The sequence below is a fragment of the Pseudomonas arvensis genome (assembly GCF_056688935.1).
This window is the reverse complement of sequence record NZ_CP162038.1, coordinates 4717672-4731117: the sequence shown is the minus strand read 5'-3', so window position 1 is coordinate 4731117 and position 13446 is coordinate 4717672. Positions and strand designations below refer to the sequence as shown.

12 protein-coding genes are annotated in these 13446 nt (G+C 60.6%); 10 read left to right on the top strand and 2 right to left on the bottom strand.

Going from position 1 to position 13446, the window contains the following annotated elements:
• Positions 1–250 precede the first annotated feature (250 nt).
• The 3 genes from AB3G88_RS21360 (at position 251) to AB3G88_RS21350 (ending at position 3289) form a co-directional block, all read left to right on the top strand.
• On the top strand, positions 251–1582 hold the full coding sequence (locus tag AB3G88_RS21360; protein ID WP_099587180.1) for a dicarboxylate/amino acid:cation symporter: 1332 nt from the start codon (positions 251–253) through the stop codon (positions 1580–1582).
• 145 nt (positions 1583–1727) lie between these two features.
• The gene (locus tag AB3G88_RS21355; protein WP_480451567.1) at positions 1728–2714 is read left to right on the top strand and encodes an XdhC family protein; all 987 of its coding nucleotides are present in this window, start codon (positions 1728–1730) and stop codon (positions 2712–2714) included.
• A complete protein-coding gene (locus tag AB3G88_RS21350; RefSeq protein ID WP_480451565.1) occupies positions 2711–3289 on the top strand; it encodes a nucleotidyltransferase family protein in 579 nt (192 codons plus the stop codon). The genes AB3G88_RS21355 and AB3G88_RS21350 overlap by 4 nt, the downstream gene beginning before the upstream one ends.
• Positions 3290–3363: 74 nt before the next feature.
• Here AB3G88_RS21350 and rne read toward each other — a convergent pair whose 3' ends face one another.
• Positions 3364–6495, bottom strand: a complete 3132-nt coding sequence (rne, locus tag AB3G88_RS21345; protein WP_480451563.1) for a ribonuclease E — start codon at positions 6493–6495, stop codon at positions 3364–3366.
• A 759-nt stretch (positions 6496–7254) separates the two neighbouring features.
• Here rne and rluC point away from each other — a divergent pair.
• From rluC to AB3G88_RS21330, 3 genes are read left to right on the top strand one after another with little or no spacing between them, the layout of a single operon-like run.
• The gene (rluC, locus tag AB3G88_RS21340; protein WP_071483181.1) at positions 7255–8214 is read left to right on the top strand and encodes a 23S rRNA pseudouridine(955/2504/2580) synthase RluC; all 960 of its coding nucleotides are present in this window, start codon (positions 7255–7257) and stop codon (positions 8212–8214) included.
• Positions 8201–8863, top strand: a complete 663-nt coding sequence (locus AB3G88_RS21335) for an HAD-IA family hydrolase (RefSeq protein ID WP_191948354.1) — start codon at positions 8201–8203, stop codon at positions 8861–8863. The genes rluC and AB3G88_RS21335 overlap by 14 nt, the downstream gene beginning before the upstream one ends.
• 21 nt (positions 8864–8884) lie before the next feature.
• Complete coding sequence (locus AB3G88_RS21330) at positions 8885–9868, top strand: S49 family peptidase (RefSeq protein WP_099587175.1); 984 nt, start codon at positions 8885–8887, stop codon at positions 9866–9868.
• 70 nt (positions 9869–9938) lie between these two features.
• On the opposite strand, the gene AB3G88_RS21325 is transcribed toward AB3G88_RS21330, so the two are convergent.
• Positions 9939–10517, bottom strand: a complete 579-nt coding sequence (locus tag AB3G88_RS21325; RefSeq protein WP_099587174.1) for a Maf family protein — start codon at positions 10515–10517, stop codon at positions 9939–9941.
• Positions 10518–10622: 105 nt separating this feature from the next.
• Here AB3G88_RS21325 and AB3G88_RS21320 point away from each other — a divergent pair, with 105 nt between their 5' ends.
• The 4 genes from AB3G88_RS21320 to fabD all read left to right on the top strand — a co-directional run bounded on the left by AB3G88_RS21320 (position 10623) and on the right by fabD (position 13429).
• A complete protein-coding gene (locus AB3G88_RS21320) occupies positions 10623–11153 on the top strand; it encodes a YceD family protein (protein ID WP_032886799.1) in 531 nt (176 codons plus the stop codon).
• 13 nt (positions 11154–11166) lie between these two features.
• The gene (gene rpmF / locus AB3G88_RS21315) at positions 11167–11349 is read left to right on the top strand and encodes a 50S ribosomal protein L32 (protein WP_008152339.1); all 183 of its coding nucleotides are present in this window, start codon (positions 11167–11169) and stop codon (positions 11347–11349) included.
• Positions 11350–11353: 4 nt separating this feature from the next.
• The gene (gene plsX, locus AB3G88_RS21310) at positions 11354–12364 is read left to right on the top strand and encodes a phosphate acyltransferase PlsX (RefSeq protein ID WP_099587173.1); all 1011 of its coding nucleotides are present in this window, start codon (positions 11354–11356) and stop codon (positions 12362–12364) included.
• Positions 12365–12490: 126 nt separating this feature from the next.
• On the top strand, positions 12491–13429 hold the full coding sequence (gene fabD, locus AB3G88_RS21305; RefSeq protein ID WP_480451559.1) for an ACP S-malonyltransferase: 939 nt from the start codon (positions 12491–12493) through the stop codon (positions 13427–13429).
• Positions 13430–13446: the final 17 nt, after the last annotated feature.

Below are 13446 nucleotides of genomic sequence, written 5' to 3'. Positions count from 1 at the left end.
GGCACAGTGGCGGAAACTCGCCAACGGATCTGGCGCTTGGGAGGGCGCCTGAAAACCCTCAGCCCTTATGCCTGAAGGCGTTTGGCGTTTTTCGGCAAAGTGGCACGACGTTTGCGATAAGGATTACAGCGCAGGCCTGAACCTACAGGCTTCGCAAACAACAAATCCCTCCAGTGCAGGAGGGTTCGCAATTCAAGTGTCGTGGGCAATGGCGGATATTTGCCACACGGGACGATTGAGGAATTTTGCAATGACGACTCGTCAGCCAATCTACAAATCCCTGTATTTCCAGGTGATCGTTGCAATCGTTATCGGTATTTTGCTCGGTCACTTCTACCCGCAGACCGGTGTGGCCCTCAAGCCGCTGGGTGACGGGTTTATCAAACTGATCAAAATGGTCATCGCCCCGATCATCTTCTGCACCGTTGTCAGCGGCATCGCTGGCATGCAAAGCATGAAATCGGTCGGCAAAACCGGCGGCTACGCGCTGCTGTACTTCGAAATTGTTTCCACCGTTGCCCTGCTGATCGGCCTGATCGTGGTGAACGTTGTGCAACCGGGCGCCGGCATGCACATCGACGTCGCGACCCTGGACGCTTCCAAAGTCGCGGCCTACGTGACCGCCGGTAAAGACCAGAGCATCGTCGGCTTTATCCTCAACGTGATTCCGAACACCATCGTCGGCGCCTTCGCCAACGGCGATATCCTGCAAGTGCTGATGTTCTCGGTGATCTTCGGTTTCGCCCTGCATCGCCTGGGTGCCTACGGCAAGCCGGTGCTGGACTTCATCGATCGCTTCGCCCACGTGATGTTCAACATCATCAACATGATCATGAAGCTCGCGCCAATCGGTGCCCTGGGCGCCATGGCGTTCACCATCGGTGCCTACGGCGTAGGTTCCCTGGTGCAGTTGGGCCAACTGATGATCTGCTTCTACATCACGTGCCTGCTGTTCGTGCTGGTGGTGCTGGGTGGTATCTGCCGCGCTCACGGTTTCAGCGTGATCAAGTTGATCCGCTACATCCGTGAAGAGCTGCTGATCGTGCTGGGTACTTCCTCCTCGGAATCCGCGCTGCCACGCATGCTGATCAAGATGGAGCGTCTGGGTGCGAAGAAATCCGTAGTGGGCCTGGTCATCCCGACTGGCTACTCCTTCAACCTCGACGGTACTTCGATCTACCTGACCATGGCTGCCGTGTTCATCGCCCAGGCGACTGACACCCACATGGACATCACCCACCAGATCACCCTGCTGCTGGTGTTGCTGCTGTCCTCCAAAGGCGCTGCTGGCGTGACCGGCTCGGGCTTCATCGTACTGGCTGCAACCCTGTCGGCCGTAGGCCACCTCCCGGTTGCCGGCCTGGCGCTGATCCTGGGTATCGACCGCTTCATGTCCGAAGCCCGCGCACTGACCAACCTGGTCGGTAACGCGGTTGCCACTATCGTTGTGGCCAAGTGGGTCAAGGAACTGGACACCGACAAGCTGCAAAGCGAGCTGGCGTCCGGCGGTACCGGTATCTCGGAAACCCGCGAAATCGATGACCTGGGCGTGGCCGAAGGCCCGGCACCTGTCGTCAAGTAAGCCGCTGATGGCGTGAATCCACGCCAACAGCTATCCGCAAACGCCCCGACTGGTTCGGGGCGTTTGCGTTTCTGCCCGGCCACTTTTGAATCGGTTTGCTTTACAGTAAATGAATACTTCATCAACAACGCTGGCGGGAGACTGAATGGACAGTGTGGATTTGAATGTCCTGCGCAGCGTGCTGGAATGGCGCCGCGCCGGGCAGCGAGTGGTGTTGTACAGCGTGGTCCAGACCTGGGGCAGTGCTCCGCGTCCACCGGGGGCGATGCTGGCCCTGAGGGGCGATGGGGTGGTGATTGGCTCGGTCTCCGGCGGTTGCATCGAGGATGACTTGATCGCCCGGCTGCAGGACGGCCGCTTGCCCGATGACGGCCCGCCGGTGCAGTTGGTGACCTACGGTGTCACCCGCGATGAGGCGGCGCGTTTTGGCTTGCCCTGTGGCGGTACGCTGCGCCTGACGGAAGAGCGGGTGGGCGACTGGGGCTGGGTCGCGCAGTTGCTGGCGCGCTGCGAGGATCATCAGATTGTTGCGCGGGAGCTTGATCTGGCAACTGGCGAAGTGACACTTAGCGGCGCGAGCAAGACCGATGTGGTCACGTTCGACGGCGAACGCCTGCGCGCCATCTACGGCCCACGCTGGCGCCTGCTGCTGATTGGCGCCGGGCAGCTGTCGCGCTATGTGGCAGAAATGGCGCGCCTGCTGGATTTCGAAGTGCTGATCTGCGACCCACGCGAAGAGTTCGTGTACGGCTGGGAAGAGCAACATGGCCGCTTTGTGCCGGGCATGCCCGATGAAGCGGTGCTGAATATCCAGACCGACGAACGCACGGCCATTGTCTGCCTCACCCACGACCCGCGCCTGGACGATATGGCGTTGCTGACGGCGTTGAATTCCAGTGCCTTCTATATCGGCGCGCTAGGTTCACGGGTCAATACCCAAAAGCGCCGCGAAAACCTCGCCGCGCTGGGTCTGTCGGCAGAGGCGATTGCCCGTTTGCATGGGCCGATTGGCTTGCATATCGGCAGTCACACGCCGGCGGAAATTGCGCTGTCGCTGCTGGCGGAAATTGTCGCGATCAAGAACGGCGTGGCGCCGATGCAGAAAAAACCGTTGCCGGCGGTGGCTGAGTGACCGTGACGGCTATTGTGCTGGCGGCGGGGCAGGGCAGCCGGTTCCGTGCCGAGACGGGTCAGGACAAACTCTTGGCACAATGTATCGGCCTGGACGGCGTGACGCGGCCAATGATCGAGCAGGTGCTGATGAATTTGCCGGCGCGTGTAGTGGATCGCTGGGTGGTGACCTCGCCGGGGCGTGTGGAGGTTATCCGCTTGGCCGAGGCTTATGGCTGTCAGGTCTTGCTGTTGCAATCAGCGGGGATGGGCGACAGCATCGCGGCTGCGGTTGCGGCCAGTGCATCAGCCGAGAGTTGGCTGGTGGTCTTGGGCGATATGCCGTTTATCCAGCCAGCGAGTATTGAGCAGGTGATTGGCGCGGTGTCGGCAGAGCGTATTAGTGTGCCGGTGCAGGTGGGGCAGTATGGGCATCCCGTCGCGTTTGGCCGGGCGTTCGGGCCGCACCTGATGGCGCTGACCGGTGATCGCGGTGCCAAGCTGTTGTTTGACCAGGCAGCGTTGCGGGAGGTGCAGGTGGAGGATCCAGGCGTGTTGTGGGATGTGGACGTGCCCGCGAAGTTGCAATACCGATAAATCGGCAGATAAAAAAAGCCCCGCCTGATCACTCAGGCGGGGCTTTTTAGTAGCTGCTGGAATCAGACGAGGGATTAGTCTCGTGCTTCTGTTTCCTGAGCTGCCGCAGCGGCGGCTTCAGCTTCCTTGCGACGGCGACGCACTTCACGTGGGTCGTTCGGCGCACGGCCGTTTTCGGTCAGGGCGCTGGCCGGCGCGGCTTCAACCACCGGGGCGGCGACTTCGGCAACCACTGGCGCTTCAACCACTGGCGCGGCCTCAACGACTGGGGCTGGCTCGACAACCACGGCTTCGACAACCGGCGCTGGCGCTTCTTCTACAACAGGTGTTGGAGCAGGTTCTTCAACCGGGGCGGCAGGTTCGGCAGTCCACTGGAAGGCGGTCTGTTCTTCGCGAACTTCACGCACCGCCGGGGCAGCTTCTTCGGCAGCCGGGGCTTGAACCGGAGCTTCTGCTACGGCTTCAACCACTGGTTGAGGCTCAGCAGCCGGTGCAGGTTCAACGGCAACCCCTTCGGTTTCTGGCTGTGCGTCGCGAACCGGTGCTACTTCCACTTCCACTTCCGGAACCACTGGGGCTTCGATCGGGGTGGTGGCTTCGACAGCAGGGGCTTCAACAACTGGAGCTTCAACCACTGGGGCCTCGGCAACGGGTGCTTCTTCTACAGCAGGAGCTTCAACCGCGGCGGTAGCGCGTTCAGCTTGCTCGTGAGCCTGGGCTTCAGCAGGTGCGCTGATGACCGAGCTGGCAACGGCAGCGGTAACGGCCAAGCCGGCAGCCAGTTCGGCACCTGTTGGTTCGTTGGCTTCGTGGGTCGCGCCTTCAGCGTTCTCGCCGGTCTCTTCCGAGCCTTCGATCACGTTGCCGTTGGCATCACGCTGACGCTCACGACGGTTGCTGCGACGACGCTGGCCACGGGAGCGGCGGCGTGGACGATCGCCTTCGGCGTTATCCTGACCGTCTTCCTGCAGTTGCTCTTCGCCGGTCAGTACTTCTTCTTCGTCACTGGCAGCAGCAGCTTGCTCGGCGCGTGGTTGACGCTCCTCACGCGGTGGGCGCGGCTGGCGCTCTTCACGTGGGGCGCGCTCTTCACGCGGCTGGCGGGCCGGACGCTCTTCGGTGGTTGCAGCGGCGGCGGCAACGGCAGGTGCAGCGTCCAGTGGCTCACGCAGTTCACGCACGCGTTCTTCACGCTCGCCACGCGGTTTGCGATCTTCACGCGGAGCACGTGGGGTACGTGGTGCGCGCTCTTCACGCGGTGCACGTTCTTCACGGGCTACGGCCGGGGTTTCTTCACGGGCTTCGCGAGGTGCGCGCTCTTCACGTGGCGCGCGTTCTTCACGCGGTGCACGTTCTTCGCGAGGCTTGCGCTCTTCGTCACGGCGACCGTTGCGGTTACGGCTTTGCTGACGGCCGTTGCGACGCTCTTCGTTACGTGCAGGGCGCTCGGAAGCTGGTTTTTCAACCACAACCGGAGCCGCAGGCTCTTCCTTGGTGGCGAACAGGCTGACCAGCGACTTCACCAGGCCTTTGAACAGGCTTGGCTCAGGCAGGGCGGCTGGCGCGGCAACCGGGGCGGCAGCTTCAACCGGGACCGGTGCGTTGGCACGGGCTGGCGCGGTTTTCACGGCAGCTTCCTGGCGAACCAGGGTGCGGGTCGCGGCGGCCGGCTGGACTTCTTCCACTTCGGCGGCGGCAGCGGCGATTTCATAGCTGGACTGGCCGCTGTGGGCTTCCGGGCTGTCGTCACGCAGGCGCTGTACTTCGAAGTGCGGCGTTTCGAGATGATCGTTCGGCAGGATCACGATACGGGCACGGGTGCGCAGTTCGATCTTGGTGATCGAGTTGCGTTTTTCGTTGAGCAGGAAGGCTGCAACCGGGATCGGCACTTGTGCGCGGACTTCGGCGGTGCGGTCCTTCAGGGCTTCTTCTTCGATCAGGCGCAGGATCGCCAGGGACAGCGATTCAACGTCACGGATGATGCCGGTGCCGTTGCAACGCGGGCAGACGATGCCGCTGCTTTCGCCCAGGGATGGACGCAGGCGCTGACGGGACATTTCCAGCAGGCCGAAGCGCGAGATGCGGCCGACTTGCACGCGGGCACGGTCAGCTTCCAGGCATTCGCGGACTTTCTCTTCCACGGCGCGCTGGTTCTTGGCAGGGGTCATGTCGATGAAGTCGATCACGATCAGGCCGCCGATATCACGCAGGCGCAGCTGGCGGGCGATTTCTTCAGCCGCTTCCAGGTTGGTCTGCAGGGCGGTTTCTTCGATGTCGCTGCCTTTGGTCGCACGCGCCGAGTTGATGTCGATGGACACCAGGGCTTCGGTCGGGTCGATCACGATGGAGCCGCCGGAAGGCAGTTCGACCACGCGCTGGAAGGCGGTCTCGATCTGGCTTTCGATCTGGAAACGGTTGAACAGCGGAACGCTGTCTTCGTACAGCTTGATCTTGCTGGCGTACTGCGGCATCACCTGGCGGATGAAGGTCAGGGCTTCGTCCTGGGCTTCAACGCTGTCGATCAGCACTTCGCCGATGTCCTGGCGCAGGTAATCGCGGATGGCGCGGATGATCACGTTGCTTTCCTGGTAGATCAGGAACGGCGCGGAACGATCCAGGGACGCTTCTTTGATGGCGGTCCACAGTTGCAGCAGGTAGTCGAGGTCCCACTGCATTTCTTCGCTGCTGCGGCCCAGGCCGGCAGTACGAACGATCAGACCCATGTCGGCTGGTGCGATCAGGCCGTTCAGCGCTTCACGCAGTTCGTTGCGCTCTTCGCCTTCGATGCGACGGGAGATACCGCCGGCACGTGGGTTGTTCGGCATCAGCACCAGGTAACGGCCGGCCAGGGAGATGAAGGTGGTCAGGGCAGCGCCCTTGTTGCCACGTTCTTCTTTTTCGACCTGGACGATGACTTCCTGGCCTTCGCTCAGGACGTCCTTGATGTTCACGCGGCCTTCAGGAGCTTTCTTGAAGTATTCGCGGGAGATTTCTTTGAGGGGCAGGAAGCCGTGGCGCTCGGAGCCGAAATCGACAAAGGCAGCCTCAAGGCTTGGTTCGATGCGAGTAATACGGCCTTTATAGATGTTGGCCTTCTTCTGCTCGCGTGCACCGGATTCGATGTCCAGGTCGTAGAGGCGCTGGCCATCTACCAGTGCAACACGCAACTCTTCGGGTTGAGTTGCGTTAATCAGCATTCTTTTCATGTTGTACCGTCGGTTTCCGGGCTGCCGGAAACGGCGTTCGGCACACACGACTTCTCACGGTCGGTGTCAGGTGCGTCAAGAGTGGTTGGCCACTCCAGTGTCCAGCAAAATCGGCCAATGTGGGCCGGTATCGCGACGGACGCGTCCTGCTTGTTAGCGGTGGTGACAAAGGCACCACTTCAACAAAAGCTAAGGTCAGGAGGAGGAATCAACCGGCGACTGTGGACGAGATGAAGCGTCTAAATATAAGCCTAGTGCTACACGGTCCGACGGTTGTGCATCTCCACCCTACACGTATCCCTGATAATTCGGGTGCTGCCGCGCGCAGAATCCGCAGCGGGTTGGCATTTACCGTGTTCTCCAATGGGGAGTTCACGCTCATGGCTAAACAAGACTGAATGTGGGCGACTGCGCTCACACTCAGCTCTTAACAGGCGTTGTTTCCGACGCATTCGCCGTGGTCTGGCACAAGACTGACTGCACTTTGTGAACTGGCCGTAAATATCGGCGCAGAACGCGAGTATTCACTCTGCTTTCTGCACTCGCTTCAGGCCTCATGTCACCTGCGCTTGTTACAATCTCGAACCTTCCAGGGTGACGAAAGCCCCGTAGGACGGCCTCGCGTCCTGATGAATTGCGATGGTCAGGGCCGGCAGTTTGCCGCAAGTCCTCTGTCCAGGCCGCTTTTGGCGGCGTTCGCGACTATAGCAGCAATGATTAAGTGCTTCAATTCCATAAAAAATTGTTATCATCGCCGCCATGACGACTACCGCCCCCCAGACCCCCAGCGTCCAACTGCTTGAGGTCTCGCCGGAATATGCCGGCCAACGCATCGACAACTTTCTCCTGGCCAGGCTCAAAGGCGTGCCCAAGACCTTGATTTACCGCATTTTGCGTAAAGGCGAAGTGCGCGTGAACAAGGGGCGGATCAAGCCCGAGTACAAGCTGCAGGCGGGCGATATCGTCCGTGTGCCGCCGGTACGCGTGCCTGAGCGGGACGAACCTGTGCCCCTGGCCCAGGGCCTGCTGCAACGCCTTGAGGCGTCGATTGTCTTCGAAGACAACAAGCTCATCGTGATCAACAAGCCCTGCGGCATTGCGGTCCATGGTGGCAGCGGCCTGACGTTCGGGGTGATCGAAGCCTTTCGTCAGTTGCGCCCTGACGCCAAGGAGTTGGAGTTGGTCCACCGATTGGACCGCGACACCTCCGGGCTGTTGATGATCGCCAAGAAACGCAGCATGTTGCGCCACCTGCACACCGCCCTGCGTGGTGATGGCGTGGACAAGCGCTACATGGCGCTGGTGCGTGGCAACTGGGCCAGCTCCATCAAAAGCGTTCGTGCACCGTTGCAGAAGAGCAACCTGCGTTCCGGCGAGCGTATGGTTGAAGTGGACGAGGAGGGTAAAGAAGCCCTGACCCTGTTCAAGGTGCTGCGCCGCTTCGGTGACTTCGCCACTATGGTCGAGGCCAAGCCGGTGACTGGCCGTACCCACCAGATTCGTGTGCACACCTTGCATGCGGGCCACTGCATCGCTGGCGATACCAAATACGGCGACGAAGACTTTTCCAAGGAAATTCGGGACTTGGGCGGTAAGCGCCTGTTTCTCCATGCCTACATGCTGACTGTACCGCTGCCGGATGGTGGCGAACTGAAATTGCAGGCGCCGGTGGACGAGATGTGGGCCAAGACCGTGGAGCGTTTGAGTGTCGCACCTTGACTACAAGCTGCTGATTTTTGATTGGGACGGGACGCTGGCCAACTCCATTGGTCGCATTGTCGAGTCGATGCACATGGCGTCCACCCGCTCAGGCTTTGCGCTGTGCAGCGACTTGGCGGTCAAGGGCATTATTGGTCTGGGCCTGCCTGAAGCGATCCGTAGCCTGTACCCCGAAATCAGTGACGCTGAGCTGATCGCCTTTCGCGAACATTACGCTGATCACTACATTGCGCTGGAAGCTGAGCCTTCGCCGCTGTTTGAGGGCGTTGTGCAATCGCTGGAGGTGTTTCGCGCCGAGGGTTATCACTTGGCTGTCGCCACCGGCAAGGCCCGGCGCGGGCTGGATCGGGTGCTCAAGGCTCATGGCTGGGAAGATTACTTCGACATCACCCGCGCAGCGGATGAAACCGCCAGCAAACCTCACCCTCTGATGCTGGAGCAGATCCTGGCTCATTGCGGCGTGTCGCCGCGTCAGGCGCTGATGGTGGGCGATGCCTCCTTCGACCTGATGATGGCGCGCAACGCTGGCATGGACAGCGTGGCGGTCAGCTATGGCGCCCAGGCTGCCGAGGCCTTGCAGCAATACGAGCCCCGGCTGACGATTGATCATTTTTCCGAATTGCAGGCCTGGCTGAGTCGGGCCCAATAAGTCTTTGCTGGGGTTGATGGTATGAGTGACGAGTGGAAAGCGCCTGAAAAGGCTGGAAGTAGTGACGATAAAAGCTGGAAGCTGCTGGAGAAAACCCTCCTGGCTGGCGTCCAGGAGCAGCGTCGCGCACGGCGCTGGGGGATCTTCTTCAAGCTGCTGACCTTCACGTATCTGTTGCTCATGCTGGCGCTGTTCAGTCCGCTGATGGATATGGAGAAAAGCGCAACCCGTGGCGCCAACTACACCGCGTTGATCGAAGTGCGCGGCGTGATTGCCGACAAGGAGCCAGCCAGCGCCGATAACATCGTCGGCAGCCTGCGCGCTGCCTTCGAAGATCCCAAGGTCAAAGGCGTGATCCTGCGCATCAACAGCCCTGGCGGCAGTCCGGTGCAGTCGGGTTATGTGTATGACGAGATTCGTCGTCTGCGCGGCCTGCATCCGGATATCAAGCTGTACGCGGTGATTTCCGACCTGGGTGCTTCGGGTGCCTATTACATTGCCAGTGCTGCTGACCAGATTTATGCCGACAAGGCCAGCCTGGTGGGTTCCATTGGTGTGACGGCGGCCGGTTACGGCTTTGTCGGTGCCATGGAGAAGCTTGGCGTTGAGCGTCGCACCTACACGTCGGGCGAGCATAAGTCGTTCCTGGATCCGTTCCAGCCGCAAAAGGCCGATGAAACCCAATTCTGGCAAGGCGTGCTCGATACTACTCATCGCCAGTTCATTGCCAGCGTGAAGCAGGGGCGTGGCGATCGTTTGAAGGATAAAGACCATCCGGAGCTGTTCTCCGGGTTGGTGTGGTCCGGCGAGCAGGCGTTGCCGCTGGGCTTGATCGATGGCCTGGGCAGTGCCAGTTCGGTGGCGCGGGACGTGATTGGCGAGAAGGAATTGGTGGATTTCACGGTTGAGGAATCGCCGTTTGATCGCTTCTCCAAGAAGCTCGGTGCCAGCGTGGCGGAGAAGCTGGCCTTCTATATGGGCTTCCAAGGCCCGACCTTGCGCTGAGCCGCAGGTACATGCAGATCAAAATGTGGGAGGGGGCAAGTCCCTTCCCACATTTGGTTTTGTGGCGTTCTCAGGGGGTCTGTACGCCTTCGGCCAGCAGCATGTCTACCAGTCGGATCAGTGGCAGGCCTACCAGGCTCGTCGCATCCGGTCCTTCGGTGCTTTGAAACAGGCTCACGCCCAACCCTTCAGCCTTGAAACTGCCTGCACAGTCATAGGGCTGCTCTATGCGCAGGTAACGCTCGATGCGTTCAGCGTCCAACTCGCGCATGTGCACCGTAAAAGGTACGCAGTCGACCTGGCAGCGGCCTGTCTCGGCATTGAGCAGCGCCAGGCCAGTCAGGAAGCTCACGCGCTTGCCGCTGGCGGCCAGTAACTGCTCGCGGGCGTTTTCGAACGTGTGCGGCTTGCCGATGATGCGGCCGTCCAGCGCAGCGACTTGATCCGAGCCGATAATCAAGTGGCCAGGGTGACTGGCGGCGAGGGCGCGCGCTTTCTCTTCTGCCAGGCGCTTGACCAGCTCCACGGCGGATTCATTTGCGCCGTGGCTTTCGTCGATATCCGGCGAACTGCAGGTGAACGGCAGCTGCAGTCGGCTGAGCAATTCCCGGCGGTAAACCGAGCTGGAAGCGAGCAATAAAGGCAACATATACGACTCCTCAAGGCAGCCGCCGATTCTAGCGGGGCGACCGGCTGACGCACAGGGCTGAATTTCCTTTGACATGGCTGGGTGCATCCCTATAATGCTGCGCCTATGTTGAATGACCCGATTCCACCTCACGTTGACCCGCGCAAATTGGCTGATCGTGGCACTTCCCTTCAAGGTGAATTGCTGCTGGCCGATTTGGAGAGACTCTGCGACCCGCTTTCCGACACTGTCGGTACGGTGCAGGCCAAATTCGTTTTTGAACGAGATGAACGTAAATCTGTGGTAATCCACAGCTTTATCGACACCGAGGTCAAAATGGTTTGCCAGCGTTGTCTTGAGCTGGTCACCCTGCCGATTCACAGCGAATGCAGTTACGCTGTGGTGAAGGAGGGTGCGAATACCCAGTCGTTGCCGAAAGGTTATGACGTGCTGGAACTGGGCGAAGATCCATTGGATCTGCATGCACTGATCGAGGAGGAGCTTCTGCTCGCCTTGCCCATTGTGCCTGCTCATCATCCGGAAGAATGCCAGCAGCCGGAGGGTCTCGATGACGAGGCCGAACCGAGCGAGGACGAGGTAACGCGGTCCAACCCGTTCAGTGTATTGGCGCAGTTAAAGCGTGACCCAAACGTTTAGGAGTTAATCAATTATGGCTGTTCAGCAGAACAAAAAATCCCGTTCCGCCCGTGACATGCGTCGTTCGCACGATGCCCTGACGGCGAGCACTCTGTCTGTAGAAAAAACCACTGGTGAAATTCACCTGCGTCACCACGTATCGCCAGAAGGCGTATACCGTGGCCGTAAAGTGATCGACAAGGGCGCTGACGAGTAATCACTTGTCTGCTCAAGTCATCGCGATTGACGCAATGGGCGGGGACTTCGGTCCCCGCAGCATTGTTCAGGCCTGCATTGCCAGCCTGATTGCTACGCCCTCGCTGCACCTGACCCTTGTCGGTCAACCCTCACTCCTTGAAGAATTGATTGCCAGCCATCCGGTTGTGGATCGCGCGCGCCTGACAATTACGCCGGCCAGCGAAACCATCAGCATGGATGACAAGCCGGCGACGGCCCTGCGCGGCAAGCCTGACTCTTCAATGCGCGTGGCTTTGGAATTATTGCGTGATGGCAAAGTGCAAGCCTGTGTCAGTGCCGGTAATACCGGAGCGTTGATGGCGTTGTCGCGGCATGTGCTCAAGACGCTGCCCGGCATTGACCGGCCGGCGATGGTTGCGGCGATTCCAACGCAGAAAGGCTATTGCCAGTTGTTGGACCTGGGCGCGAACGTGGATTGCAGTGCCGAGCACTTGTTCCAGTTTGCCGTGATGGGCTCGGTGGCCGCCGAAGCGCTGGGTGTGGCCCGACCGCGCGTGGCCTTGCTGAACATCGGCACCGAAGACATCAAGGGCAATCAGCAGGTCAAGCTTGCCGCCACGCTATTGCAGGGCGCTCGGGGCTTGAATTACATCGGTTTTGTCGAGGGTGACGGCTTGTACCGTGGCGAAGCGGATGTGGTGGTGTGCGACGGTTTTGTCGGTAATATCCTGCTTAAATCCAGCGAAGGCTTGGCAACCATGATCGCCACGCGCATCGAGACGTTGTTCAAGCGCAACCTGGCATCGCGCCTCGTAGGGGCCTTGGCGCTGCCGTTGATGCGGCGTCTGCAGGCTGACCTGGCTCCGGCGCGGCACAATGGTGCGAGTTTTCTCGGGTTGCAGGGCATCGTGGTGAAAAGCCACGGTTCGGCTGGCGTGGAAGGTTTTCAAAGTGCGATTGCGCGGGCCTTGATCGAAATCCAGGAGAACCTGCCGCAACGCTTGCACGGACGTCTTGAGGATCTGTTGCCTTAGGCGAATTGGCCCCGGAGTGCTTAAATGTGACCGGCCAGTTCAATTGACCATCCAATCTGTCAGTTTCGTGCGCTCCCACAGTCGGCGCGCGCATTTTTGACGACCAGATCATTAGGGGCTTGTTACATGTCTACATCCCTCGCATTCGTCTTTCCAGGGCAGGGTTCGCAGTCCCTCGGCATGTTGGCCGAGCTGGGCGCGCAATACCCGCTGATCCTGGATACTTTCAAGGAAGCTTCCGAGGCCCTGGGTTATGACCTGTGGGCGCTGACCCAGCAGGGGCCGGAAGAACAGCTCAATCAAACCGATAAAACCCAGCCGGCCATCCTGACCGCTTCGATCGCCCTGTGGCGCTTGTGGCTGGCCGAAGGCGGCGCGCGCCCGGCATTCGTCGCCGGTCACAGCCTGGGCGAATACAGCGCCCTCGTTGCGGCGGGCAGCCTGACTCTCGCGGAAGCGGTCAAGCTGGTCGAGCGCCGTGGTCAGTTGATGCAGGAAGCCGTTCCGGCCGGGCAGGGCGGCATGGCCGCTATCCTGGGGCTGGACGACGCGGTGGTGATCGAAGCCTGTGCCGAAGCGGCTCAGGGCGAAGTCGTCAGCGCGGTGAATTTCAACTCTCCTGGCCAGGTGGTGATTGCCGGTGCCAAGGCGGCGGTCGAGCGTGCCATCGAAGGCTGCAAAGCCCGTGGCGCCAAGCGTGCGCTGCCGTTGCCGGTGAGCGTGCCGTCCCACTGCGAATTGATGTGCCCGGCGGCCGAGCGGTTTGCTGAGTCCATTGCAGCCATCAACTGGCAGGCACCGCAGATCCCGCTGGTGCAGAACGTCAGCGCGGCCGTCGCCGCCGACCTCGACACTCTCAAGCGCGACCTGCTGGAGCAGCTCTACAAGCCGGTACGCTGGGTTGAGTCGGTCCAGACGTTGGCCGCCAACGGCGCGACCGAGCTGGTCGAGTGTGGTCCGGGCAAAGTCCTGGCCGGCCTGAACAAGCGTTGCGCTGACGGCGTGTCGACCGCCAACCTGAATACCCCGGATGCCTTCGCTGCCGCTCGTGCGGCACTGGCCTGAACTCAGAACCCTGAAGA

Bases quoted from the DNA above. Each gene is read 5' to 3' on its own strand.
- AB3G88_RS21360 (WP_099587180.1), top strand. From the start codon at position 251: ATGACGACTCGTCAGCCAATCTACAAATCCCTGTATTTCCAGGTGATC.
- AB3G88_RS21355 (WP_480451567.1), top strand. From the start codon at position 1,728: ATGGACAGTGTGGATTTGAATGTCCTGCGCAGCGTGCTGGAATGGCGC.
- rne (WP_480451563.1), bottom strand. From the start codon at position 6,495: ATGAAAAGAATGCTGATTAACGCAACTCAACCCGAAGAGTTGCGTGTT.
- rluC (WP_071483181.1), top strand. From the start codon at position 7,255: ATGACGACTACCGCCCCCCAGACCCCCAGCGTCCAACTGCTTGAGGTC.
- AB3G88_RS21330 (WP_099587175.1), top strand. From the start codon at position 8,885: ATGAGTGACGAGTGGAAAGCGCCTGAAAAGGCTGGAAGTAGTGACGAT.
- AB3G88_RS21325 (WP_099587174.1), bottom strand. From the start codon at position 10,517: ATGTTGCCTTTATTGCTCGCTTCCAGCTCGGTTTACCGCCGGGAATTG.
- AB3G88_RS21320 (WP_032886799.1), top strand. From the start codon at position 10,623: ATGTTGAATGACCCGATTCCACCTCACGTTGACCCGCGCAAATTGGCT.
- rpmF (WP_008152339.1), top strand. From the start codon at position 11,167: ATGGCTGTTCAGCAGAACAAAAAATCCCGTTCCGCCCGTGACATGCGT.
- fabD (WP_480451559.1), top strand. From the start codon at position 12,491: ATGTCTACATCCCTCGCATTCGTCTTTCCAGGGCAGGGTTCGCAGTCC.